19 protein-coding genes are annotated in these 24,087 nt (G+C 70.4%); 6 read left to right on the top strand and 13 right to left on the bottom strand.

Features of this window, described 5'->3' with window-relative positions; translation table 11 throughout:
- Window positions 1-376: 376 nt before the first annotated feature.
- The 5 genes from tkt to pgl all read left to right on the top strand — a co-directional run bounded on the left by tkt (window position 377) and on the right by pgl (window position 6,922).
- The gene (gene tkt, locus ACQPZX_RS10560) at window positions 377-2,431 is read left to right on the top strand and encodes a transketolase (RefSeq protein WP_433385170.1); all 2,055 of its coding nucleotides are present in this window, start codon (window positions 377-379) and stop codon (window positions 2,429-2,431) included.
- Between the two features lie 15 nt (window positions 2,432-2,446).
- The gene (tal, locus tag ACQPZX_RS10555) at window positions 2,447-3,556 is read left to right on the top strand and encodes a transaldolase (RefSeq protein WP_433377822.1); all 1,110 of its coding nucleotides are present in this window, start codon (window positions 2,447-2,449) and stop codon (window positions 3,554-3,556) included.
- 60 nt (window positions 3,557-3,616) lie between these two features.
- Window positions 3,617-5,134 (top strand): glucose-6-phosphate dehydrogenase, encoded by a 1,518-nt coding sequence (zwf, locus tag ACQPZX_RS10550; protein ID WP_433377819.1) that lies wholly within the window; start codon window positions 3,617-3,619, stop codon window positions 5,132-5,134.
- Window positions 5,131-6,144 (top strand): glucose-6-phosphate dehydrogenase assembly protein OpcA, encoded by a 1,014-nt coding sequence (locus ACQPZX_RS10545; RefSeq protein WP_433377816.1) that lies wholly within the window; start codon window positions 5,131-5,133, stop codon window positions 6,142-6,144. The genes zwf and ACQPZX_RS10545 overlap by 4 nt, the downstream gene beginning before the upstream one ends.
- 64 nt (window positions 6,145-6,208) lie before the next feature.
- Window positions 6,209-6,922, top strand: a complete 714-nt coding sequence (gene pgl / locus ACQPZX_RS10540; RefSeq protein ID WP_433377813.1) for a 6-phosphogluconolactonase — start codon at window positions 6,209-6,211, stop codon at window positions 6,920-6,922.
- 1 nt (window position 6,923) lies between these two features.
- On the opposite strand, the gene ACQPZX_RS10535 is transcribed toward pgl, so the two are convergent.
- The 13 genes from ACQPZX_RS10535 to rsgA all read right to left on the bottom strand — a co-directional run bounded on the left by ACQPZX_RS10535 (window position 6,924) and on the right by rsgA (window position 23,191).
- The gene (locus ACQPZX_RS10535; protein ID WP_433377810.1) at window positions 6,924-7,265 is read right to left on the bottom strand and encodes an RNA polymerase-binding protein RbpA; all 342 of its coding nucleotides are present in this window, start codon (window positions 7,263-7,265) and stop codon (window positions 6,924-6,926) included.
- A gap of 103 nt (window positions 7,266-7,368) precedes the next feature.
- Window positions 7,369-7,626 carry a preprotein translocase subunit SecG gene (gene secG / locus ACQPZX_RS10530; protein WP_433377807.1) on the bottom strand — a complete coding sequence of 86 codons (258 nt, stop codon included), beginning with the start codon at window positions 7,624-7,626 and terminating at the stop codon, window positions 7,369-7,371.
- Window positions 7,627-7,693: 67 nt separating this feature from the next.
- Window positions 7,694-8,476 carry a triose-phosphate isomerase gene (gene tpiA, locus ACQPZX_RS10525; RefSeq protein WP_433377805.1) on the bottom strand — a complete coding sequence of 261 codons (783 nt, stop codon included), beginning with the start codon at window positions 8,474-8,476 and terminating at the stop codon, window positions 7,694-7,696.
- The gene (locus tag ACQPZX_RS10520; protein WP_433377802.1) at window positions 8,476-9,672 is read right to left on the bottom strand and encodes a phosphoglycerate kinase; all 1,197 of its coding nucleotides are present in this window, start codon (window positions 9,670-9,672) and stop codon (window positions 8,476-8,478) included. Before ACQPZX_RS10520 ends, tpiA begins: the two co-directional genes overlap by 1 nt.
- A 6-nt stretch (window positions 9,673-9,678) precedes the next feature.
- Complete coding sequence (gap, locus tag ACQPZX_RS10515; protein WP_433377799.1) at window positions 9,679-10,674, bottom strand: type I glyceraldehyde-3-phosphate dehydrogenase; 996 nt, start codon at window positions 10,672-10,674, stop codon at window positions 9,679-9,681.
- 319 nt (window positions 10,675-10,993) lie between these two features.
- Entirely contained in the window at window positions 10,994-11,974 is a 981-nt protein-coding gene (gene whiA, locus ACQPZX_RS10510; protein ID WP_433377796.1) for a DNA-binding protein WhiA, read from the bottom strand.
- A gap of 58 nt (window positions 11,975-12,032) precedes the next feature.
- Window positions 12,033-13,037 (bottom strand): gluconeogenesis factor YvcK family protein, encoded by a 1,005-nt coding sequence (locus ACQPZX_RS10505; RefSeq protein WP_433377793.1) that lies wholly within the window; start codon window positions 13,035-13,037, stop codon window positions 12,033-12,035.
- 140 nt (window positions 13,038-13,177) lie between these two features.
- Complete coding sequence (gene rapZ / locus ACQPZX_RS10500; protein ID WP_433377790.1) at window positions 13,178-14,089, bottom strand: RNase adapter RapZ; 912 nt, start codon at window positions 14,087-14,089, stop codon at window positions 13,178-13,180.
- Window positions 14,090-14,140: 51 nt separating this feature from the next.
- Window positions 14,141-16,360, bottom strand: a complete 2,220-nt coding sequence (gene uvrC / locus ACQPZX_RS10495) for an excinuclease ABC subunit UvrC (RefSeq protein WP_433377787.1) — start codon at window positions 16,358-16,360, stop codon at window positions 14,141-14,143.
- Between the two features lie 93 nt (window positions 16,361-16,453).
- The gene (locus ACQPZX_RS10490; protein WP_433377784.1) at window positions 16,454-17,008 is read right to left on the bottom strand and encodes a Rieske (2Fe-2S) protein; all 555 of its coding nucleotides are present in this window, start codon (window positions 17,006-17,008) and stop codon (window positions 16,454-16,456) included.
- A gap of 245 nt (window positions 17,009-17,253) precedes the next feature.
- Window positions 17,254-20,205: an excinuclease ABC subunit UvrA gene (gene uvrA, locus ACQPZX_RS10485; protein ID WP_433377781.1), complete on the bottom strand. Its 2,952-nt coding sequence runs from the start codon at window positions 20,203-20,205 to the stop codon at window positions 17,254-17,256.
- A 142-nt stretch (window positions 20,206-20,347) separates the two neighbouring features.
- Window positions 20,348-22,144, bottom strand: coding sequence for a hypothetical protein (locus ACQPZX_RS10480; RefSeq protein WP_433377779.1), 1,797 nt, complete (start codon window positions 22,142-22,144; stop codon window positions 20,348-20,350).
- 9 nt (window positions 22,145-22,153) lie between these two features.
- Window positions 22,154-23,191, bottom strand: coding sequence for a ribosome small subunit-dependent GTPase A (gene rsgA, locus ACQPZX_RS10475; protein ID WP_433377776.1), 1,038 nt, complete (start codon window positions 23,189-23,191; stop codon window positions 22,154-22,156).
- Between the two features lie 189 nt (window positions 23,192-23,380).
- Here rsgA and ACQPZX_RS10470 point away from each other — a divergent pair, with 189 nt between their 5' ends.
- Entirely contained in the window at window positions 23,381-24,085 is a 705-nt protein-coding gene (locus ACQPZX_RS10470; RefSeq protein ID WP_433377773.1) for a maleylpyruvate isomerase family mycothiol-dependent enzyme, read from the top strand.
- Window positions 24,086-24,087: the final 2 nt, after the last annotated feature.

The following is a 24,087-nucleotide window of genomic DNA, read 5'->3' as shown; positions in this document are numbered from 1 at the left end:
AGCCGCCGGCGTCCGTCCAGGAGCGGGACGCTCGGTGATCATGCTCACGGACTGCCACCTTCCGGCATCGGCACTAGCCACATCACGACCGTTGCCGGCGCCAGCCGGCGGCACGCCCGGACAGCCTACGCTCAGCAGAATGCGCTGCTCCGGCGACCCGGCGCGGGTGCAGGCCGTCACATGCGGCGTGTCCGCTCTCAGCGTATGGGCCTGAGCCGTTCCCGGGGCGCGGGTTTACGGCAAGTGGATAGGGTCAACCTCAAAAGGGTTCCTAATCCATGCCCCGAGGAGCACAACCGACGTGGCTGCCACAGATCCTGCTCTCAATTGGTCCGACCTCGACCGCAAAGCGGTGGACACCGTCCGGGTGCTGGCCATGGACGCCGTCGAGAAGGCCGGCAACGGCCACCCCGGTACGGCCATGAGCCTCGCGCCGGCCGCCTATCTGCTGTTCAACCGCGTCATGCGGCACGATCCGACCGACCCGCACTGGCCCGGGCGCGACCGCTTCGTGCTCTCCTGTGGGCACTCCAGCCTCACCCTCTACATTCAGCTCTACCTCTCCGGCTACAGCCTCTCGCTGGACGACCTGAAGTCGCTGCGCCAGTGGGACTCGCTGACCCCCGGCCACCCCGAGTTCGGCCACACCTCCGGTGTCGAGATCACGACCGGCCCGCTCGGCCAGGGCATCGGCAACGCGGTGGGCATGGCGATGGCGGCCCGGCGCGAGCGCGGCCTGTTCGACCCCGAGACCGCCGCCGGTGACTCTCCGTTCGACCACAACATCTACGCGCTGTGCTCCGACGGCGACATCGAAGAGGGCGTCAGCCACGAGTCGAGCGCGATCGCCGCGGTGCAGAAGCTCGGCAACCTCACGCTGATCTACGACGACAACGAGATCTCCATCGAGGACGACACCCGCATCGCGAAGTCCGAGGACGCCGGCAAGCGCTACGAGGCGTACGGCTGGCACGTGCAGACCGTCTCGTGGCGCAAGGGCGACCCGGCCAAGGGCGACTACCACGAGGACGCCGAGGCGCTCTGGAAGGCGATCCAGGAGGCCAAGAAGGTCACCGACAAGCCGTCGTTCATCGTCCTCAAGACGATCATCGGCTGGCCCGCGCCGAACAAGCAGAACACCGGCAAGATCCACGGTTCCGCGCTGGGCGAGGCCGAGGTCAAGGCGACCAAGGAGATCCTCGGCTTCGACCCGAACGAGACGTTCGCCGTCGAGCCGGCCGTGCTCGAGCACGCCAGGAAGGCCGCCGAGCGGGGCCGCGCCGCCCACGCCGAGTGGGACAAGGCGTTCGGCGCCTGGGCCAAGGCCAACGGCGAGCGCAAGGAGCTGTTCGACCGGCTCGCCGGGCGCAAGCTGCCCGAGGGCTGGGAGAAGTCGCTGCCCGAGTTCCCCGCCGACGCCAAGGGCATCGCCACCCGCGCCGCGTCGCAGCAGGTGCTCAACGCGCTCGCGCCGGTGCTGCCGGAGCTGTGGGGCGGCTCGGCCGACCTGGCCGAGAGCAACAACACCACGATGAAGGGCGAGCCGTCGTTCATCCCCGCCGAGTACGCCACCAAGGAGTTCCCCGGCAACGAGTACGGCCGCACGCTGCACTTCGGCATCCGTGAGCACGGCATGGGCTCGATCCTCAACGGCATCACCGCCGACGGGCTCACCCGGCCGTACGGCGGCACGTTCCTGGTGTTCAGCGACTACATGCGCGGCGCCGTGCGGCTCTCCGCGCTGATGAAGCTGCCGGTGATCTACGTGTGGACGCACGACTCCATCGGTCTCGGCGAGGACGGCCCGACGCACCAGCCGATCGAGACCCTGTCCGCGCTGCGCGCCATCGTCGGCCTCAACGTGGTCCGCCCGGCGGACGCCAACGAGACCGCGTGGGCCTGGCGGGGCGCCATCGAGCACACCGACGCCCCGACCGCGCTCGCGTTGAGCCGCCAGGCCCTGCCGACGATCGACCGGTCGAAGTACGCGTCGGCCGAGGGCGTCCTCAAGGGCGGCTACGTGCTGTCCGACGCCTCCAACGGCGAGCCGCAGGTGATCCTCATCGGCACCGGCTCGGAGGTGCAGTACTGCCTGACCGCCCAGGAGCGCCTGGAGGCCGCGGGCACTCCGACCCGCGTGGTATCGATGCCGTGCCAGGAATGGTTCTACCAGCAGACGACTGCGTACCAGGAAGAGGTCATTCCGCGTGGTGTTAAGGCGCGCGTAACCGTCGAGGCTGGCATCCGGATGAGCTGGGATCGCATCCTTGGAGATGCGGGCGAGCCGGTCAGCATCGAGCACTACGGCGCCAGCGCGCCCGCCAAGATCCTGTTTGAGCAGTTCGGGTTCACCGCGGACAACGTGGTGGCAAAGGCCAACGCCGCCCTGGCAAAGGTCGGCGAGATCACCGGTCACACGACCGGTAACTGAGGGAGTGTAGGAGACATGACTGATCGGCTTGCCGAGCTCTCCGCCCAGGGTGTGGCGGTCTGGCTCGACGATCTCTCCCGTGTCCGCCTGACCAGCGGCTCGCTGAAGAAGATGCTCAACGAGCAGCACGTGGTCGGCGTGACCACGAACCCCAGCATCTTCCAGAAGGCGCTCTCCGATGCCGACGCGTACGACGCCCAGGTCAACGACCTGGCGACGATGGGCGTCTCGGTCGAGGAGGCGGTGCGGCTGATGACCGCCCAGGACGTCCGCGCCGCCTGCGACGTGGAGCGTCCCGCCTACGACGCGTCGAAGGGCGTGGACGGCCGGGTGTCCATCGAGGTCGACCCGCGCAGCGCCCACGACACCAAGAAGACGGTCGCCGAGGCCAAGACGCTGTGGTGGCTGGTCGGCCGGGAGAACCTGTACATCAAGATCCCGGCCACCCTGGCCGGCCTCCCCGCGATCACCGCGACCCTGGCCGAGGGCATCAGCGTGAACGTGACGCTGATCTTCTCGCTCGAGCGCTACCGCGCGGTCATGGACGCGTTCCTGGCCGGCATCGAGCAGGCGAAGGCCAACGGCCACGACCTGTCCAAGATCGGCTCGGTGGCGTCGTTCTTCGTCTCCCGCGTCGACACCGAGGTGGACAAGCGCCTCGAGAAGATCGGCAGTGACGAGGCGAAGGCGCTGATGGGCAAGGCCGCGATCGCCAACGCGCAGCTCGCGTACGAGGCGTACGAGGAGGTCTTCGGCACCGACCGGTGGAAGGCCCTCGCGGCGGCCGGCGCGCACCCGCAGCGGCCGCTGTGGGCGTCGACCTCGACGAAGAACCCGGACTACCCGGACACCATCTATGTCGAGGAGCTCGTCGCTCCGGGCGTGGTCAACACCATGCCCGAGTCCGTGATCAAGGCGTGGGCCGACCACGGTGAGCTCAAGGGCACCCTGACCGACAAGTACGACCAGGCCCGCAAGGTCATGGCCGACCTCAAGGCCGTCGGCATCGACTTCGACGACGTCGTGAAGGTCCTCGAGGACGAGGGCGTCGACAAGTTCGAGGTCAGCTGGAAGGAACTGCTCGAGAGCGTCCAGAAGTCCCTCCAGGCCGGTACTGGAGTCTGATCATCACAGGGGCCCGCCGATTACAGGCGGGCCCCTGCCAGAACTGGCAGGATGGACCACGTGGGCAATCCGCTGCGTACCGCACAGGACCGCAGGCTCCCGCGCATCCCGGAGCCATGCGCTCTGGTGATCTTCGGAGTCACCGGTGACCTGTCCCGAAAGAAGCTCATCCCGGCCGTCTACGACCTGGCCAACCGCGGTCTGCTGCCGCCCGGTTTCGTGGTTCTGGGCTTCGCCCGCCGCGACTGGGGTGACGGCGACTTCGAGTCCCTGGCCCTGGAGGCGGCGAAGAAGGGCGCCCGGACCCCGTGGCGCGAGGACGTCTGGCAACGTCTGGCCAGCCAGTTCCAGTTCGTGCCCGGCTCGTTCGACGACGACGCCGCGTTCGACAACCTGGCCGCCACCCTCGACGACCTGCGCGAGCGCAACGGCATCCCCGGCAACGCCGCCTTCTACTTCTCCATCCCGCCCGCGGCGTTCCCGCTGGTGCTCAACCAGCTGGCCCGCACCGGCATGGCCGACAACGCCAAGTCCGGCGGCTGGCGCCGCGTGGTCGTGGAAAAGCCGTTCGGCAACGACCTGCAGACCGCGATCTCGCTGAACCAGCTGGTCGACGAGGTCTTCACGCCGCAGGACGTCTACCGGATCGACCACTACCTGGGCAAGGAGACGGTCCAGAACATCCTGGCCCTGCGCTTCGCGAACAGCCTGTTCGAGCCGGTGTGGAACTCCAAGTACGTCGACAGCGTGCAGATCACGATGGCCGAGGACGTCGGCATCGGCACCCGCGCCGCGTTCTACGACGCGTCCGGCGCCGCCCGCGACGTCCTGCAGAACCACCTGCTCCAGCTGCTCGCGCTGGTGGCCATGGAGGAGCCGACGAGCTTCGACCCCAACGACATCCGGGCCGAGAAGCTCAAGGTCCTCAAGGCGATCTCGCTGCCGAAGGACATCTCCAAGGGCACCGTCCGCGGGCAGTACCTCCCCGGCTGGGTGGCCGGCGAGCGCGCCGTGGGCTACTTGGAGGAGAAGGACATCCCGTCCGACTCCACGACGGAGACGTACGCCGCGGTCCGCCTCGGCATCCAGAACAGGCGCTGGGCCGAGGTGCCGTTCTTCGTCCGCGTCGGCAAGCGGATGCCGCGCCGGGTCACCGAGATCGCGATCCTGTTCAAGCGCGCGCCGCACCTGCCGTTCGACCCCGCCGACGTCGAGATGCTCGGCAACAACCAGCTGGTGATCCGAGTGCAGCCGGACGAGGGCGTGGTGCTCAAGTTCGGCTCCAAGGTGCCCGGCACCGCCATGGAGGTCCGCGACATCGCGATGGACTTCCAGTACGGCGAGGCGTTCACCGAGTCCAGCCCCGAGGCGTACGAGCGGCTCATCCTCGACGTCCTGGTCGGCGACCGGACGCTGTTCCCGGACGCCGCCGAGATCGAGCAGTCCTGGCGGGTCATCGACCCGCTGGAGGCGGCGTGGGCGGGCACCAAGCCGGAGCCGTACCGGTCCGGTGAGTGGGGCCCGCGGGCGTCGGACGAGATGCTGGGCCGCGAAGGCCGCGCTTGGAGGCGAGCATGATCGGGCTCTGGGACACCACGGGCAACGAGGTCGTCAAGGCTCTCGCGGCCGAGCGGCGCAGCGCCGGCGGCGTGGCCTCCGGTCTCGCCCTGACCCTGGTCGCCGTCGTGGAGGAGAAGAAGGTCCGCGAGGCCGAGGCCGCCGCCACGATCGCGGCGGCGGCGCACCCGTGCCGCCTGCTCATCGTGGTCCGCTCCGATCTGGAGGGTCGCAGCCGCCTGGACGCCGAGATCGTCGTGGGCGGGCGCCTGGGCCCGGCCGAGGCGGTCGTCATGCGGATGTACGGGCGGCTCGCCCTGCACGCCGAGTCGGTCGTCATGCCGCTGCTCGCCCCGGACGTCCCGGTGGTCACCTGGTGGCACGAGGAGCCGCCGGACACGATCGCCAACGACTTCCTGGGCGTCGTCGCCGACCGGCGGATCACCGACAGCGCCCAGGCCCACGACCCGGTGGCCGCCCTGCGCCAGCGCGCGATCGACTACGCCCCGGGCGACACCGACCTCACCTGGACCCGCATCACGCTGTGGCGCACGCTCGTGGCGGGCGCCTTCGACACCACCGAGGAGCGGGTCTCCGGCGCCACCATCGTCGCGCCGGAGAAAGACCCGACCGCGTGGCTGATGAAGGGCTGGCTGCAGTCCCGTCTCGGCATCGTGCCCAAGATGGAGGTCACCGACCGGGCCCCGCGCATGCACTCGGTCGAGCTGCAGACCGCCAACGGCGACTGCGTCCGGGTGACCCGGGAGGAGAACACGGCGCTGTTCAGCCGCACCGGCCAGGAGGACCGTTACATGCCGCTGCCGAAGCGGCCGGTCGGCGACGAGCTCGCCGAGGAGCTGCGCCGGCTCGACGCCGACCAGATCTACTCCGAGGCGCTCGGCGCGATGGCCGGCGTGACCGGCCTCGACCACAAGCCCGCCATGCGGGTGCACGTCTGGAAGGATCCGGCCCTCGCCGCCCGCGCCGATGAGGCCGGCGCGATGGCCGGCCCCGGCGGTTCCGCCGCTTAGTCCCGACAAGTCAGCAGGGCCGCTCACCGCAACGGTGGGCGGCCCTTCCAAGTAGGAGGCACGAGTGAGCAAGACCCTGGTCGTGGTGGTACGCGACGCGGACACCCTCGCCGCCACCGTCGCATCCCGCCTGGTTGCCAAGATCGTGGACGCGCAGGCCGAGCGCGGCACGGCGAGCGTCGTGCTGACCGGCGGCCGGATCGCCGCCAAGGTCCTGCGCACGGTCAAGGACCTGCCGGAAGCGAAGGCGATCGACTGGTCGCGTGTGGACCTGTGGTGGGGCGACGAGCGGTTCCTGCCCGCCGGCGACCCGGACCGCAACGAGACCCAGGCGCGCGAGGCCCTGCTGGACGCGCTGTCGCTCGATCCGGCGCGGGTGCACCCGATGCCCGCCTCGGACGGCCTGGACGGCGACAACGCCGAGGCGGCCGCCGCGCGCTACGCCACCGAGGTGCGGATGCCCTTCGACGTGCTCATGCTGGGCGTCGGCGAGGACGGGCACGTAGCCTCGCTCTTCCCCGAGCACCCGGTGCTGAACGAGACGGGCACGACGGCCGCGGTGCACAACAGCCCGAAACCGCCGCCCACCCGCATCACGCTGACCATGCCGACCATCCAGGAGGCCGACGAGGTGTGGCTGATCGCCGCCGGTCCCGACAAGACGGACGCGGTCGGCGCGGCGCTCAACGGCGACAAATCGAAGCCGGCCGCCCACGCCACCGGCCAGTCACGGACGTACTGGCTGCTCGACGAGGCGGCCGCCGCGAAGCGCTACTGATCTACTCGCCGCGGCGCTGGCGCACCTTGGCCAGCGCCTCGGCCAGGATCTTGGCGCCGTCCTCGTCGGAGCGACGCTCCTTCACATAGGCCAGATGCGACTTGTACGGCTCGGCGCGCAACCGCCCGGGCGGGTTCTCCCCGTCGAGCCCGGCGGGCTGGCCACAGCGCGGGCAGTCCCACGTCTCGGGCGCGGGGGCCTCGGCCGCGAACTTGATCTGGCTCGCGTGCCCGGCCGCGCAGAAGTAGATGACCTCCCGGCGCGGGGCGGGTTCGCTGCGCTCGTCGGGGCGCATCGGGCTGGACCCGACGCGGCTGCCGCGGATCGCACTGCCACTGGACACGGACGTCACTCCTGTCTCTTCGGCGGGGAATAAAACGGGTCAAAAAGCACCGCGCGCCCGGCTGAACCGGACGCGCGGCAGATTCTACGACTATTACGCTCGGTCAGGAAGCAGGCAGGGCCAGGCGCAGCCAGAGACCGAGACCCACGATGCAGGCGAACCAGATGATGCCGACCAGCACCGTGTAGCGGTCGAGGTTTTTCTCCGCCACCGACGAGCCGGCGAGGCTCGAGGTGACGCCGCCGCCGAACATGCTCGACATGCCGCCGCCCTTGCCGCGGTGCAGCAGGATCAGCAGGGTCAGCAGAACGCTGGTGATCACCAGCAACACGATCAACGTGTACGCGAACCACATCGGCATGATCGGGTTCATTCCTCTCGAAGGACAGACAGCGCCCCAACAATAGCGGGTGCTATGCCGAGAAACGTCAGCGGGCGACGTGCTCCCGGAAACGGACGATCGAGGCGAATTCCTCGGCGTCCAGGGAAGCGCCGCCGACCAGGGCGCCGTCCACGTCCGGCTGCGCCATGATCGAGGCGATGTTGGCCGCCTTGACCGAGCCGCCGTACTGGATGCGGACCGCCTCGGCGACCTCGTTGCCGTAGAGCTCGGCGAGTTTCGCCCGGATGGCCTTGCAGACCTCCTGGGCATCCTCCGGCGTCGCGGTCTTGCCGGTGCCGATCGCCCAGACCGGCTCGTACGCGATGACGGCCTGCTGGACCTGCGCCGGCGTGAGCCCGGCCAGGCCCGCCTGGACCTGGTTGGTGCAGTGCGCGACGTGGGTGCCCTCCTCGCGCGTCACCAGGCCCTCGCCCACGCAGAGGATCGGCGTGAGGCCGGCCGTGAAGGCCGCCTTCACCTTCGCGTTGACCAGCGCGTCGTCCTCGTCGTGGTACTCACGGCGCTCGGAGTGACCGGCCAGCACGTAGCCGACGTTGAGCTTGGCCAGCATCGAGCCGGCGATCTCGCCGGTGTACGCCCCGGACGCGTGCTTCGACACGTCCTGGGCGCCGAGGCCGAGCACGAGCTTGTCGCCCTCGATCGCGGTCTGCACGCTGCGCAGCGCGGTGAACGGCGGGATCACGACCGTCTCGACCTCGGTGAGCTGCTGCTCGTTGAGGCTGGCGGCCAGCTTCTGCACCAGGAGGATGGCCTCGAAGTGGTTGAGGTTCATCTTCCAGTTGCCGGCGATGATCGGAGTTCTTGCCATCACTTCTCCAGGGCTTCGACGCCGGGCAGCTTCTTGCCCTCGAGGTACTCCAGCGACGCGCCGCCGCCGGTGGAGATGTGGCCGAACGCCGACTCGTCGAGCCCGAGCGTGCGCACGGCCGCGGCCGAGTCGCCGCCGCCGACCACCGAGAAGCCGTCGATCTTGGTGATGGCCTCGGCGACGCCCCGGGTGCCGGCCGCGAACGGCGCGAGCTCGAAGACGCCCATCGGGCCGTTCCAGAAGACGGTCTTCGCGGACGCGATGGCCTCGGAGAACAGGGCCACCGACTTGGGCCCGATGTCCAGCCCGAGCCGATCGGCCGGAATGCCCGAAATGTCAACCGTGGAGTGGTCGGCGTCAGCGGAGAACTCGCTAGCCGCCACCACGTCGACCGGCAGGACAATTCGCCCACCGGCCTGCTCGAGCAGCGAGGCGCACGTGGAGATCATTTCCTCCTCGAGCAGCGACTTCCCGACCTCGTGCCCCTGAGCCTTGAGGAAGGTGAAGCACATGCCGCCACCGACGAGCAGCTTGTCGACCTTGGGCAGCAGCGCCTGGATCACCGCGAGCTTGTCGGAGACCTTCGAGCCGCCGAGCACCACCACGTACGGCTGCTCCGGGCTCTCGCTGACGCGCCGCAGAACCTCGACCTCGCGCAGGACGAGCCCGCCCGCGTAGTGCGGAAGGATCGCCGGCACGTCGTAGACCGAGGCGTGCTTCCGGTGCACCGCACCAAAAGCGTCGTCCACGTAAAAGTCGGCAAATTTGGCCAACTCTCCCGCGAAAGCGGCACGCTCAGCGTCGTCCTTCGAGGTCTCCCCCGCGTTGAACCGCAGGTTCTCCAGCAGGAGCACGTCGCCATCGCCCAGCGCCCCCACGCGCGCGGCAGCATCAGCTCCGACGGTGTCGGAAGCAAAAGCCACCGGCGTGCCGAGCAGCTCACCCAGCCGAGTCGCCACGGGCGCCAGCGTGAAACGAGGGTCCGGCTCGCCCTTGGGACGGCCGAGGTGCGACATCACGATCACACGAGCACCGGCGTCACGCAGCGCGACGAGCGTCGGCAGCACAGCCCGCGCCCGCCCGTCATCCGTGATGACGCCGGGGTTGTTCTTGTCGAACGGGACGTTCAGGTCGGCGCGCACGAGCACGCGCCGACCCGAGACACCCTCGCCGAGCAGGTCGTCGAGAGTTTTCACGATGCGTCAGCCAACCAGCTTGACCAGGTCGACGAGGCGGTTCGAGTAGCCCCACTCGTTGTCGTACCAGCCGACGACCTTGACCTGGTTGCCGATGACCTTGGTGAGGCCGGCGTCGAAGATGCAGGAGGCCGGGTCCGTCACGATGTCCGACGAGACGATCTGGTCCTCGGTGTAGGTGAGGATGCCCTTGAGCGCGCCGTCGGCGGCCGCCTTGATCGCGGCGTTGACCTCGTCGACCGAGGTCTCCTTCGCGGCTTGGAAGGTCAGGTCGGTGGCCGAGCCGGTCGGGATCGGCACGCGCATCGCGAAGCCGTCCAGCTTGCCCTTGAGCTCCGGCAGCACCAGGCTGACGGCCTTGGCGGCGCCGGTCGAGGTCGGCACCACGTTGAGGGCGGCGGCGCGGGCGCGGCGCAGGTCCTTGTGCGGGCCGTCCTGCAGGTTCTGGTCCTGCGTGTAGGCGTGGATCGTGGTCATCAGGCCACGCTCGATGCCGATCGTGTCGTTGAGGACCTTCGCCATCGGCGCGAGGCAGTTGGTGGTGCAGGACGCGTTCGAGATGACCGTATGCTTGGCGGCGTCGTACAGGTTGTCGTTGACGCCCATCACGATCGTGATGTCCTCGTTCTTGGCCGGCGCCGAGATGATGACCTTCTTGGCGCCGTTGTCGACGTGCACCTTCGCCTTGGTGGCGTCGGTGAAGAAGCCGGTCGACTCGATGACCACGTCCGCGCCGACGTCACCCCACGCGAGGTTGGCCGGGTCACGGTCGGCGAACGCCTTGAAGGTCTTGCCACCCACGGTGATCTCGTCGGCGGTCGCCTTCACCTCGTGCGGCAGGCGGCCCAGGATCGAGTCGTACTTGAGCAGGTGAGCCAGCGTCGCGTTGTCGGTCAGGTCGTTGACGCCGACGATCTCGATGTCGGCGCCGGAGGCGAGGACCGCCCGGAAGAAGTTACGTCCGATACGGCCGAAGCCGTTGATGCCAACCCGGATGGTCACAGGTGGATCTCCTCGTTTCGGTCCGCCGGGTTTCGTCGACCGGCGGAGGGTCTGCACGCCGTTCCGGTACCGGCCGGCGTAAAGGCGTCCGGCCGAGCTGTGTGAGCGCCGAACTGCCGGCACCGTCGCCGTCGACAACGACCCTAGCCGAGCCGCCCGCAGGCCCCACCGCCGGGTGGGTAAAGCCTTTAATAACAAAGAGCCTTATATCGTACGAGGTCACGACACGTTCCCGCCGTGCGGCGCGACCTGGCCGCGGCGCCAGGCCGCGGCGCGACTCTCGCGTGAAGCGACGGTTGCCGGCGTCGTGCGCGACGGATCAGCAGGCCATCATCTCGGGGGTGACGGCGGCCTCGGTGTCCGGGATGCCGAGGTCGCGGGCCCGCTTGTCGGCGAGGGCGAGCAGACGCCTTATACGGCCGGCGATCGCGTCCTTGGTCAGCGGCGGGTCGGCGAGGGCGCCCAGCTCTTCGAGGGAGGCCTGGCGGTGCTCGAGGCGCAGCTGGCCGGCCGAGGTCAGGTGGTTCGGCGCCTCGTCGGCCAGGATCTCCAGCGCGCGGGTGACCCGGGCGGCGGCGGCCACCGCGGCGCGGGCCGAGCGGCGCAGGTTGGCGTCGTCGAAGTTGGCCAGGCGGTTGGCGGTCGCCCGCACCTCGCGGCGCACCCGGCGCTCCTCCCACGCCAGCACCGAGGCGTGTGCTCCTATGCGGGTCAGCAGCGCGGCGATCGCGTCACCGTCCTTGATCACGACCCGGTCGACGCCGCGGACCTCCCGCTCCTTCGCGGTGATCCCGATCCGGCGGGCGGCGCCGCGCAGCGCGAGGGCGGCCTCCGGCCCCGGGCAGGTGATCTCCAGCGCGCTGGAGCGGCCGGGCTCGGTGAGCGAGCCGTGCGCCATGAACGCGCCGCGCCAGGCGGCCACGGCGCAGCACACGTTGGCCGAGACGACGTGCGGCGGCAGGCCACGCACCGGACGGCCGCGCACGTCGAGCAGGCCGGTCTGGCGGGCCAGGGCCTCGCCGTCCTTCACGATCCGCACGATGTAGTGGCTGCCCTTGCGCAGGCCACCGCTGGCGAGCACGTGCACCTCGCTGGGGTACCCGTACACGTCGGCGATCTCGCGGCGCAGGCGGCGGGCGACCGCGCCGGTGTCCAGCTCGGCCTCGACCACCACGCGGCCGGACACGATGTGCAGGCCGCCGGCGAACCGCAGCAGCGACGCCATCTCCGCGCGACGGCAGCACGGCTTGGGCACGTCGACCCGGCTCAGCTCGTCCTTGACCGCTGCCGTCATCGCCATCGTGTTGTCACCTTCATGCGCCGGATCCGGATAATTCTGTGCCGCACTACGCCACTGCTTAACGAGCGGCGCCCAATACTGGCACCAGTGCAACGCCCAACGACTCAGGATCATGCCTCGGGCTGCCGTCCGCAACGGCCAACGGTGCCAACACCAGCCGCGCGCCCAACGATTCCGCGGCCTGGTGCACCGGCTCGGGCTCGCCCACCCACTTGGCGTCGGCGAGGACCGTGTCGACCCGCAGGCCCGGCAGGTACCAGCTCAGGGCGGCCAGGTGGTCGGCCACGGAGAGGCCCAGGGTCTCGTTGTCGGTGGCGAGGTTGAGCGTGACCAGCCGGCGGGCCGGGCTCGCCACGATCGCCTCGGCCAGGCCCGGCACGAGCAGATGCGGCAGCACGCTCGTGTACCAGCTACCGGGACCGAACATCAGCCAGTCGGCCGCACGGATCGCCTCGATCGCCTGCGGGCACGTCGGCGGGTCGCTCGGCGAGATGCGCACCGCCTCGACGTGGCCGAGCGCCACCGCAACGGCGTGCTGACCGCGCACGGTCACGACCTCCTCCGGCCGGTCCGGGTCGGCGCCGAGCACGTCGGCCTCGATGCCCACCGCGTGCCGGGCCATCGGCAGCACCCGCCCCTGCGCGCCGACCATGGCGGCCGCGTGGTCGAGCGCGTGGACCGGGTCGCCGAGCATCTCCAGCAGGCCGAGCAGCAGCAGGTTGCCCACCGGGTGCCCGGCGAGCGAGTCGTCCCCCGCGAACCGGTGCTGCATCAGCGCGGCCGTCCGCACCTTGACCGGGTCGTCGCAGGCCAGCGCGGTCAGGGCCTGGCGCAGGTCCCCCACGGGCAGCAACGCGTCCCGCTCGGCCAGCAACCGCCCGCTCGACCCGCCGTCGTCGCCCACGGTCACGATCGCCGTGATGTCCAACGCGATCTCGCCCGCGGCCCGCCGCAGCCCCCGCAACGCGGCGGCCAGCCCATGCCCACCCCCGAACGCCACGACGCGAACAGCCGACCCGCCACCCTCGGGCCGCGTCACCCCGCCACCCTCAGCCTGCGTCACTCCGCCACCCTCGGGCCGCGTCACCCCGCCACCCTCAGCCTGCGTCACTCCGCCACCCTCGGGCCGCGTCACCCCGCCGGCACCCGGCCGGGTCGTCCCAGGTCGCGCGGCGGTCGCTCCCGCCCCAGGTCGCGTGGCCGTCACTCCCGCCCCAGGTCGCGGTGCGAGGCGTGGGCCGCGAGGCGCTGGTCGCGCAGCTGGGCGGTCAGCTCCTCGGCGATCGCGACGCTGCGGTGCTTGCCGCCCGTGCAGCCGACGGCGACGGTCAGGTAGCGCTTGCCCTCGCGCTCGAAGCCGGGCGCGGTCGCCGCGATCAACCCCGCGTAGGTGCTCACGAAGGCGTCGGCGCCCTCCTGATCCAGCACGTACTTGCTGACCGACTCCTCCAGCCCGGTGTGGTCGCGCAGCTCCGGCACCCAGAACGGGTTGGGCAGGAACCGGGCGTCCAGCACGTAGTCGGCGTCCGGCGGCAGGCCGTACTTGAAGCCGAACGAGAGCACGGTGATGCGCAGGCGGCGCACGTCCTCCCCGCCGAACAGCTCCTCGACCCGGCGGCGCAGCTGGTTCACGTTCAGGTGGCTGGTGTCGATGATCACGTCGGACTGCTCGCGGGCCTCGGCGAGCAGCTTGCGCTCGGCCGCGATCCCGTCGGCGAGCCGGCCGTCGCCCTGCAGCGGGTGTGAGCGGCGCACCGACTCGAAGCGGCGGATCAGCACCTCGTCGTCGGCGTCGACGAACAGCACGCGCGGCGAGAAACCACGCTCCTTCAGCGCGCGGACCGCCCCGGCCAGGTCGGTGGAGAAGGCGCGGCTGCGCACGTCGAGCACCATCGCCGTCCGCCGGGCGGCGCCGCCGGCCTGGAAGGCGAGCTGCGCCATGTCGAGCATCAGCGCCTGCGGCAGGTTGTCCACCACGTAGAAGCCGACATTTTCCAGGGCCCGGGCCACCGTGCTGCGCCCGCCGCCGGAAACGCCGGTCACGACCACCAGATCGGTGGCCACCTCGTCCGGATCCACCGCGTCGGCGGGGAACTCCGGCAACGACTCCGTCACGAACGCCTCCCGCGTCGTTTCGCCCGCACCTCGCTGGGCGGACACACCATGCTATTCACTCTGATCGGCCCCACTTGCCGCCGGGTTGAGCCCCTTCCCGGCCTCCTCGACCGGCGCCGGCGGGGGCAGCGCGGTACCCATGCCGGCCCGGGTGGCGCCGGATCGGCTGCGACTGCGGCCCGCCCCACCCGGCGGAATCACACCCGAGCCATCCGACGGGATCTCGCCCGAGGCGGATGCCGGGTCGCCCGAGGCGGGGTTCAGGACCGCCAGCACGGTCTCGGCCGTCCGCTTGCCGATGCCGGGCACCTCGGCGATCTCTTCCGCGGTGGCGGCGGACAGGCGCTTGAGCGAGCCGAAGTGACGCAGCAGCGCCTTGCGCCGGGTCTCGCCGAGGCCGGGCACGTTGTCGAGGGCCGAGGCGGTCATCCGCTTGGAGCGGCGCTGCCGGTGGAAGGTGATCGCGAACCGGTGCGCCTCGTCGCGGACCCGCTGCAACAGGTAGAGCGCCTCGGACGTGCGCGGCAGGATCACCGGGAAGTCCTCACCGGGCAGCCACACCTCCTCGAGGCGCTTGGCCAGGCCGCACAACGCCACATCGGTGATGCCGAGGTCGGACAGCACCGCGGCGACGGCGTTGACCTGCGGCTGCCCACCGTCCACCACGACCAGTTGCGGCGGGTACGCGAAGCGGCGCGGCCGCCCGGTCAGCGGATCGATACCCGGAAGGTCGTTGGTGGCGATCCCGTCGGAAACGGCCTCGACCTCATCCGGAGCGGCCTCGATCTCGTCGGGCACGGTCTCGGTGGCCGGCAACACCTCGTCCTCCGGCTCGGGCGACCCGGCATTCGACGCCGGGCCGGCCTGCGCCTTGTACCGCGCGAACCGGCGCCGCATCACCTCGCTCATCGCCGACAGGTCGTCCATGCCGCTGCCGTCCGCGTTGCCCCGCACGGCGAACCGCCTGTACTCGCTCTTGCGGGCCAGCCCGTCCTCGAAGACCACCATGGACGCCACCACGTCGGTCCCCTGGATCTGCGACACGTCGAAGCACTCGATGCGCAGCGGCGACGTCTCCATCCCGAGCGCCTCGGCGATCTCGTCGAGCGCCTTGCTGCGGGTGGTCAGGTCGCCGGCCCGGCGCAGCTTGTGCCGCTGCAACGACTCCCCCGCGTTGCGCGCCACCGTCTCGAGCAGTGCCCGCTTGTCGCCGCGGTGCGGGACCCGCAGCTGCACGCGGCTGCCCCGGTGCTGGGAGAGCCAGTCGGCCAGCGCGTCCGCGTCGTCGGGCAGGGCCGGCACGAGCAGCTCGCGGGGCACGTCGCCCTCGCCCTGCTCGCCGCCGTACATCTGGGAGCAGAAGTGGTGCACGAGGTCGCCGGTGGTCAGGTCCTCCACCTTTTCCACTACCCAGCCCCGCTGACCGCGCACGCGCCCGTCCCGTACGTGAAAGACCTGGACCGCGGCCTCGAGCGGATCCTCGGCGAAAGCGACGACGTCGGCGTCGGTGCCGTCGCCCAGCACCACCGTCTGCTTTTCCATCGCCCGGCGCAGCGCGGCGATGTCGTCGCGCAGCCGCGCCGCCCGCTCGAACTCGAGCTCCTCGGAGGCCTGCATCATGTCGCGCTCGAGCCGCTTGACGAACGTGTCGGTGCGGCCGGCCATGAAGTCGCAGAAGTCGTCGACGATCGCCCGGTGCTCCTCGGCGCTGACCTGCCCGACGCACGGCGCCGAGCACTTGCCGATGTATCCCAGCAGGCAGGGGCGGCCGATCTGGCCGGCCCGCTTGAAGACGCCGGACGAGCAGGTGCGCGCGGGGAAGACCCGCAGCAGCAGGTCGAGGGTCTCGCGGATGGCCCAGGCGTGTGAATACGGACCGAAGTAGCGCACGCCCTTGCGCTTGGCGCCGCGCATCACCTGCAGGCGCGGGTATTCCTCGTTGAGGGTGACCGCAAGGAACGGGTACGACTTGTCGTCGCGGTACTTCACGTTGAAGCGCGGGTCGAATTCCTTGATCCAGGAGAACTCGAGCTGCAGCGCCTCGACCTCGGTGCCGACCGTGACCCAGTCCACACCGCCGGCCGTGGTCACCATCTGCTGGGTGCGGGCGTGCAGCGACCAGGTGTCCGCGAAGTAGGAATTCAGGCGATTCCGCAGGTTCTTGGCCTTGCCGACGTAGATGACGCGGCCGGCCGGGTCGCGAAAGCGGTAGACGCCGGGTGACTCCGGAATGGTCCCTGGCGCCGGGCGGTACGTGGACGGGTCTGGCACGGGGTCAACACTAGTGCGGGGGACTGACATGATTGTCCGACCGGAGGTCCGTCGCGGCCGCCACCGCCTCGGACCTCCGGCCCCGCACTGCCTTTACGCCTTGACGATGTTCTCGCCATCCACCTTGACCTTGGTCTCGGTCAGCGCCTTGGTGGCCGGGCCCGTCGTCGGCTCGCCGGTCTCGATGGAGAACTTGCTGCCGTGGCACGGGCAGGTGATGACGCCGCCGTCCACCTTGCTGACGTCGCAGCCGGCGTGGGTGCACACCTTGCTGAACGCCTTGTAGGTGCCGGCCGTGGGCTGGGTGATCACGAAGTCGGCCGTGATGATGCCGCCGCCCTGGGGGATGTCGGCGGTGGTGGCGAGCGCGCTGCCACCGGTCGAGCCGCCGCCCGAGTCGTTCGAGCCGCCGCCGTTGTTGTTCGCCTCACCGCTGCCAGCGGGCGCCGGGTTGTTGGTGAAGCCGGTGCCGTTGGTGTTGGTGCTGTTGCTGTTCGTGCCACAGGCGGCCAGGACTGCCGTGGCCCCGACCGCGCCGGCGCCGAGCAGGACGAGCCGGCGCGGCGAACCCGTGCCCGAGCGGCCCGGCTCCTCGGCGGCGGTGACCGCGGTCTGCTCGGTCTCGGTCGTCGTCTGCACGTCTGTCATCGGTTGCCCTCCAGTGCATGGTCCGCGCGAGTGGTCACGCGGCGTCGCAGTTATGTACGCGGTCGCAGCGAGGCCGGTTCACGGATTCCGCGAAATTGTCCGCCGCCACAGCGGCGATTACCCCGTTTTTAGGCCTCTTTGCCCGGCGCCTTTGTCTGTTGTTTACGCACAGCGCGGCACCTGGTCGAGATTAAGATCTTGACCAGGTGCCGTAGCTATGAGTCACCTGTGACTCTGCTGGGATATCAGACCGTAGCCTTCGCGCGCGACCGCGTCGAGCGCTGTTTCGCCGGCGTCGTCCCGTTCGCCTTGGCCGCGCGGGCGGTCGCGGCGGACGCGCCGGACGCCTTGCCCTCCAGGCCCAGCGAGTGCCGCAGGAACGAGCCGGTGTGGCTCTCGGCGACCTCGGCGATCTCCTCGGGCCGGCCGGTGGCGAGCACGAGCCCGCCCTTGTAGCCGCCCTCGGGACCCATGTCGATGATCCAGTCGGCCGTCTTGATCACGTCGAGGTTGTGCTCGATGGTGATCACGGTGTTGCCCTTGTCGACCAGGCCGTTGAGCACCATCAGCAGCTTGCGGATGTCCTCGAAGTGCAGGCCGGTGGTCGGCTCGTCGAGCACGTAGACCGTGCGGCCGGTCGACCTCTTCTGCAGCTCGGACGCCAGCTTGACGCGCTGCGCCTCGCCGCCGGAGAGGGTCGGCGCCGGCTGGCCGAGCCGGACGTAGCCGAGGCCCACGTCGACCAGCGTCTTGAGGTGGCGGTGGATCGCCGGGATCGGCTCGAAGAAGTGCGACGCCTCCTCGATCGGCATCTCCAGCACCTCGGAGATCGTCTTGCCCTTGTAGTGCACCTCGAGCGTCTCCCGGTTGTACCGGGCGCCCTTGCAGACCTCGCACGGGACGTAGACGTCGGGCAGGAAGTTCATCTCGATCTTGATGGTGCCGTCGCCGGCGCAGTTCTCGCAGCGGCCGCCCTTGACGTTGAACGAGAACCGCCCCGGGCCGTACCCCCGGACCTTGGCCTCGGTGGTCTCGGCGAACAGCTTGCGGATGTTGTCGAACACGCCCGTGTACGTCGCGGGGTTGGACCGCGGGGTGCGCCCGATCGGCGACTGGTCGACCCCGACCACCTTGTCGACGTGCTCGAGGCCGGAGACCCGGGTGTGCCGGCCGGGCACCATGCGGGCGCCGTTCACCTGGTTGGCCAGCACCGTGTAGAGGATGTCGTTGACCAGCGTGGACTTGCCGGAGCCGCTGACCCCGGTGACCGCGATGAACTGCCCGAGCGGGAACTCGACAGTGAGCCCGCGCAGGTTGTGCTCGCGGGCGCCCTCGACGGTCAGCTCGCGGCCCTTGGTCTGCGGGCGGCGCGTCTGCGGGGTCGGGATCGACTTGCGGCCGGAGAGGTAGGCGCCGGTCGGGGACTTCTGGTTCTTCAGCAGGCCCTCGACCGAGCCGCTGTGCACGATGTGGCCGCCGTGCTCACCGGCGCCCGGGCCGATGTCGACGATCCAGTCCGCCGTACGGATCGTGTCCTCGTCGTGCTCGACCACGATCAGCGTGTTGCCCAGGTTCTTCAGCCGTACCAGGGTCTCGATCAGCCGGTGGTTGTCGCGCTGGTGCAGGCCGATCGACGGCTCGTCCAGCACGTACAGCACGCCGACCAGGCCGGAGCCGATCTGCGTGGCCAGCCGGATGCGCTGCGCCTCGCCGCCGGAGAGCGTGCCGGCGCCGCGGTCGAGCGACAGGTAGTCGAGGCCGACGTCGACCAGGAAGCGCAGCCGGGCGTTGATCTCCTTGAGCACCCGCTCGGCGATCATCTTCTGCCGGTCGTCGAGCTCGATCGTCGACAGCAGGTCGGCGCACTCCCCCACCGACAGGTTGCAGACCTCGGCGATGCTCTTGCCGGCGATGGTCACCGCCAGCACCTCGGGCTTGAGCCGGGTGCCGCCGCAGACCGGGCACGGCACGTCCCGCATGTAGCCCTCGTACTTGTCGCGCGACCAGTCGCTCTCGGTGTCGTTGTGGCGGCGCTCGATCCACTGCACCACGCCCTCGAAGCCGGTGTAGTAGGAGCGCTCACGGCCGTACTTGTTGCGGTAGCGGACGTGGACCTGGTCCTCCGACCCGTACAGGATCGTCTTCTGCGCACGGGCGGGCAGTGCCCGCCACGGGGTGTCGACCGAGAACTTCTCGGCCTCGGCCAGGGCCTCGAGCAGGCGCAGGAAGTACTCCATCGTCGTGCCGCCGGACCACGGCTGGATCGCGCCCTCGCGGACGCTGCGCTCCACGTCCGGGATGATCAGCTCGGGGTCGACCTCCTTCTTGGTGCCGAGGCCGGTGCACTCGGGGCAGGCGCCGTAGGGCGCGTTGAAGGAGAAGACCCGGGGCTCGAGGTCCTCGATCGCCAGGGGGTGGTCGTTGGGGCAGGCCAGGTGCTCGGAGAAGCGGCGCTCGCGAGCGGGGTCGTCTTCCGGCAGGTCGACGAAGTCGAGCAGCACGATGCCGCCGGCCAGGCCGAGCGCGGCCTCGACCGAGTCGGTCAGGCGCTGCTTGCTGGCGGCCTTGACGCTGAGCCGGTCGACCACCACCTCGATGGTGTGCTTCTCCTGCTTCTTCAGCTTCGGCGGCTCGGTGAGCGGGTGCACCACGCCGTCGACCCGGGCCCGGGCGTAGCCCTTGGACTGGAGCTCGGCGAACAGGTCGACGTACTCACCCTTGCGGCCGCGGATGACCGGGGCGAGCACCATGAAGCGGGTGCCCTCGTCCATGGCGAGCACGCGGTCGACGATCTGCTGCGGCGTCTGCTTGCTGATCCGCTCGCCGCAGACCGGGCAGTGCGGGATGCCGGTGCGGGCGAAGAGCAGGCGCAGGTAGTCGTAGACCTCGGTGATGGTGCCGACCGTCGAGCGCGGGTTGCGCGAGGTCGACTTCTGGTCGATCGACACCGCGGGCGACAGGCCCTCGATGAAGTCGACGTCGGGCTTGTCCATCTGCCCGAGGAACTGCCGCGCGTACGACGAGAGGGACTCGACGTAGCGCCTCTGACCCTCCGCGAAGATCGTGTCGAACGCGAGGCTGGACTTGCCCGAGCCGGACAGCCCAGTGAAGACGATCATCGCGTCGCGGGGCAGGTCGAGGTTGACGTCGCGCAGGTTGTGCTCGCGCGCGCCTCGAATGATCAAACGGTCGGCCACCAGCCAGCCTCTCCGTACATGTGTATGAAACGAGCCGCGGCCACTCTAGCCATGGGGTACGACAAGTTTTCGCCGGAACCGGCCCGTCCAGGTGCAGCGCCTGTCACATCGCGCACATTCCCGCACTTCAGGCAGGCGAACGTCACCCTGCCGGGGGAACTGGTAAATAGCGTACGTCCCACACGTCGACCCCGCCGATGAGCTGCGGCTGACCGAGGATGTCGACCAGGGTGTCGCGAAGCGCGGCCCCGTTACGGCTGTTCGGGATGAGCACGATGACCGCGGCCCGCCAGAAGATCAGATCTCCGGTGATCTTCGCCCGGTCGCTTTCGGTGAGCGCCGGTCGCAGCCCGTACTCACGCACCTCCCACAGCAGGTCGGAGGTGTACCGGCGGGGCGCGTTCCACGAGCCGGTGCGATCCTCCGGCGGGTTGACCGGCCCCATGAAGTAGCCACGCGGCGACTTGTACTCCAGCCCCGAGAGCGCGGCCCAGCGAACGCCGGCGCGCCCGGTGGTGACCTCGGGCAGCGGCACGGTGACCAGGGTGCGGTCCGCGGCGACGTACTGCCGCCAGGTGCCCTGGGTGAGGAAGGCCGGCAGCGGCTCGGCGGCGACGGTCGGCAGCGGCTTCGGCACGAGCGGCACCAGCGCGAGCACCAGGCCGATGCGGAACCACCGCCGCTTTCTCTCCGAGAACCCGCCGATCTTGTCGGTGGCCAGCGCGACCAGCACGCCGGCGATCGTGGCGGTGACCATCGCGAACCGGGTCACGCTCACGAGATCGATGATCGGCACGTGGCTGACCAGGCCGAACGGCAGCGGGATACCGGTCTCGTAGCCGGCCACCTTCAGCTTCGGGCCCATCGAGACGACCAGCAGCACCAGCCCGGCGATCGCGGCGGCGCGGGCCGCGACGTTGCGCCACAGCACCACCACCGACACCACGATCATCACCAGCCCCACCGGGCCGAAGAACGTGTTGTCCTCGGTCGCGCTCACGCTCAGGTGCCGGGCCAGCGCCGCGTTGCCGGCGAGCGACTGCCGGGCGAACGCGCCCACCGAGAGGAAATCAGTCACGTACTTGTCGGGCAGGAACGGCTGCCCTTGATAGGAGCCCGGCCCGCGGAACTGGAAGTACAGCGGGTAGGCGAGCAGTGCGAGCGCGGTCAAGGCCGCGACGCCGAGGCCCAGAAGGAAGTGCCGCGCGTCGCCCAGGGCGCGTTTGGGTGCCATTGCCGCGTACGCCACGACGAAGGCGCCCAGCGTGAGCGCGGTGAAAAGCAGCGTCTCCTCGTTGATGAAGACCTGCAGGACGATCAGCAGTCCCAGCGACACCCCGCCGCGCAGGAGCCGTCCGGGCTCCCGCAGCCGTAGCACCTGCCAGACGACGAACGGCGTCACGAACTGGCTGACGAAGTTCACATGCCCGTTCGCGTGCGACACCATGGCCGGCGCGAAACCGCACCAGAGCCCTCCGACCCAGGCCGCGACCCGGCTCGTCACCAGGTGCCGGGAAAGCACCCAGTACCAGGCGGCCGCGGTGCCGGCCAAGCCCAGGGTCAGCGCCAGCACCATCGACACGCCGGCGCCGAGGAAGTGGGTGATCGGCGCGAGCGGCAGGCTGATCGCCAGCACCGTGGTGTTGGCCATGATGTTCACGCCGTCCGGCACGTTCATCCGGCCGTCGAAGAACGGGTTGTCGCCGTGGAACAGCACCCGCTCGCCATGCGCCATCACGTACAGGAAGAAGCCGTGGTCGTCGTCGTTGCTGGCCAGCACGCGCCCGGCCGGGTCGCGCCAGAGCCGCGCCATGACCACCACGGCGAGCGCCGCGTAACTCAGCAGCGCCCAGAGATCCGCCCGCCTCCGCGGTCTCGCGGGTATCGCGGTCGCCGTGTCGGGGGCGAGCTCGGGCACAACCTCGTCCACCGCACGCATCGGCGAATTCTAGCCGCGCCGCCTTCGATGCCCCGCAGCCGCCGCCTGCCGAGCCTGCTGGCGGGCCGTCTCGATCTCGATCTCGTGGCGCAGCTTGCGCCAGCTGGCCAGCCGCCGCGGCGCCAGCGACCCGTTGCCGAGGGCCGCCGAGACCGCACAGCCCGGCTCGGCGCCGTGATGACAGTCGCCGAAGCGGCAGTGCGCGGCCAGCTCGGCGATGTCGGCGAAGGCCCGGTCGAGGCCCTCGGCGGTGTCCAGCAGGCCGACGCCCCGGATGCCCGGGGTGTCCAGCACCGCACCGCCACCCGCCAGCGGCACGAGGTTGCGGTAGGCGGTCGTGTGCCGGCCCTTGCCGTCCGCGTCGCGGATCGCCTGAACGGGCATCACGGCCGCGCCGGCCAGGGCGTTCACCAGCGTCGACTTGCCGGCCCCGGAACGGCCCAGCAACGCCAGGGTTCGCCCGCCCTCGACGTACGCGCGCAATCTCTCGACGCCGGGCGTGCCCCGCGCGCTCACCGGAACCACCGGCACACCCGGCGCGATCTCCGCGATCTGGCGAGCGATGGCCTCGGGATCGGCCGCGGTATCGGATTTGCTGAGAATGAGCAGCGGTTTCGCGCCCGAATCCCAGGCCAGGGCGAGCAACCGCTCGATCCGGGCGTCGTCGGGCTCGGGGTGGATCGGCTCCACCACGGCGACCGTGTCCATGTTGGCGGCCAGCAGCTGGCCGGTGGAGTCCTTGTCGGAGGTGCGGCGGATCAGCGCGGTCCGCCGTGGCAGCACGGCCTCGAGCGTCACCCGGCGGTCGGGCCAGCGGCGGGTCACCACCCAGTCGCCGGCACAGGGCAGGTTGACCGGGTCGCCGGCGGCGCCGAGCAGCACGCTGCCGGAAAGGCTGGCCCGGGTGACACCGGCGTCGCCGAGCACGGTGCAGACGCCACGGTCGGCGCGCAGCACGCGGGCCGGCGCGGCGTCGGGACGGTCGAATCGACGGTACGAGGATGCGAGGGAATCGTCCCAGCCGAGGCGGGACAGGTCGTGCGACATGAGAACCCTTTGCGGGACGGGAGGGCGCCTGGCCGGGCGGTCAGGCGTCGCCCTCCGGGTGAAGGGACGCGGAAATCACGAAAAGCACGTTCCCCACCTCCTCCGCGGGTCGGATCGGCGCGTCTGGCACAGACGGTACGGTCACGACTACTTCAGCGAAAGCGAATTCCGTGCCGCTAGGGTGAGCCCGTGACGATGGATCCGCTCGTTCTGCTCACTGACGTCGACCGCGCCACCGAGAACCTTCTGCGCACGGCAGCCGACCTCGATCCCGCGGTCATATCGGCGCCGTCGCTGCTGCCCGGATGGACGGTCGGGCACGTGCTGACCCACGTCGCGCGCAACGCCGACGCGTACACGAATCTCTTGACCTGGGCCCGCACCGGCGTCGAAACGCCGGCCTACGCCTCGCCGGCCGCGCGCGAGGCGGCGATCGCCGAGGGCGCCGGGCGGCCGCTGCGCGACCAGATCGAGGACATCCGCGCCGCCCACGAGCGGTTCGCCGACGCCGGCGCCGCGATGCCCGCCCAGGCCTGGACCTTCCAGCTCGACTTCATCAAGATGCCGGCAGCCGGGGTGCCGTGGGCCCGGCTGCGCGAGGTCGAGGTGCACCACGTCGACCTCGGCCAGGGATACGCCCCGGCGGACTGGTCGGACGCGTTCGCGCTGCGGCTGCTGCGCGAGATCGCCGGCACCGCGAGCGACGACTTCCCGCCGATGATCCTGCGCCCGTTCGGCATCGACCACCCGCTCAGCATCGGCGCCGCCGACGACGCGCCGGTCGTGGGCGGCCCCACCAAGTCCCTCGCCGCCTGGCTCGCCGGCCGCGGCGACGGCGCCGACCTGACCGTCTCGCCGGACGGCGAGCTCCCGACACCAGCGAGGTGGAAGTGACC

It is taken from the genome of Actinoplanes sp. CA-142083, from assembly GCF_050942195.1.
Taxonomy (GTDB): domain Bacteria; phylum Actinomycetota; class Actinomycetes; order Mycobacteriales; family Micromonosporaceae; genus Actinoplanes.
The sequence above is the reverse complement of the archived record's forward strand: the minus strand, read 5'-3'. Positions and strand labels throughout refer to the sequence as shown.

What these genes read in the sequence shown, in the direction of transcription:
- tkt (WP_433385170.1), top strand. Translation starts at nt 377, where the DNA reads ATGGACGCCGTCGAGAAGGCCGGCAACGGCCACCCCGGTACGGCCATG.
- tal (WP_433377822.1), top strand. Translation starts at nt 2,447, where the DNA reads ATGACTGATCGGCTTGCCGAGCTCTCCGCCCAGGGTGTGGCGGTCTGG.
- ACQPZX_RS10545 (WP_433377816.1), top strand. Translation starts at nt 5,131, where the DNA reads ATGATCGGGCTCTGGGACACCACGGGCAACGAGGTCGTCAAGGCTCTC.
- secG (WP_433377807.1), bottom strand. Translation starts at nt 7,626, where the DNA reads ATGCCGATGTGGTTCGCGTACACGTTGATCGTGTTGCTGGTGATCACC.
- tpiA (WP_433377805.1), bottom strand. Translation starts at nt 8,476, where the DNA reads ATGGCAAGAACTCCGATCATCGCCGGCAACTGGAAGATGAACCTCAAC.
- whiA (WP_433377796.1), bottom strand. Translation starts at nt 11,974, where the DNA reads ATGGCGATGACGGCAGCGGTCAAGGACGAGCTGAGCCGGGTCGACGTG.
- ACQPZX_RS10490 (WP_433377784.1), bottom strand. Translation starts at nt 17,008, where the DNA reads ATGACAGACGTGCAGACGACGACCGAGACCGAGCAGACCGCGGTCACC.
- ACQPZX_RS10480 (WP_433377779.1), bottom strand. Translation starts at nt 22,144, where the DNA reads ATGCGTGCGGTGGACGAGGTTGTGCCCGAGCTCGCCCCCGACACGGCG.
- rsgA (WP_433377776.1), bottom strand. Translation starts at nt 23,191, where the DNA reads ATGTCGCACGACCTGTCCCGCCTCGGCTGGGACGATTCCCTCGCATCC.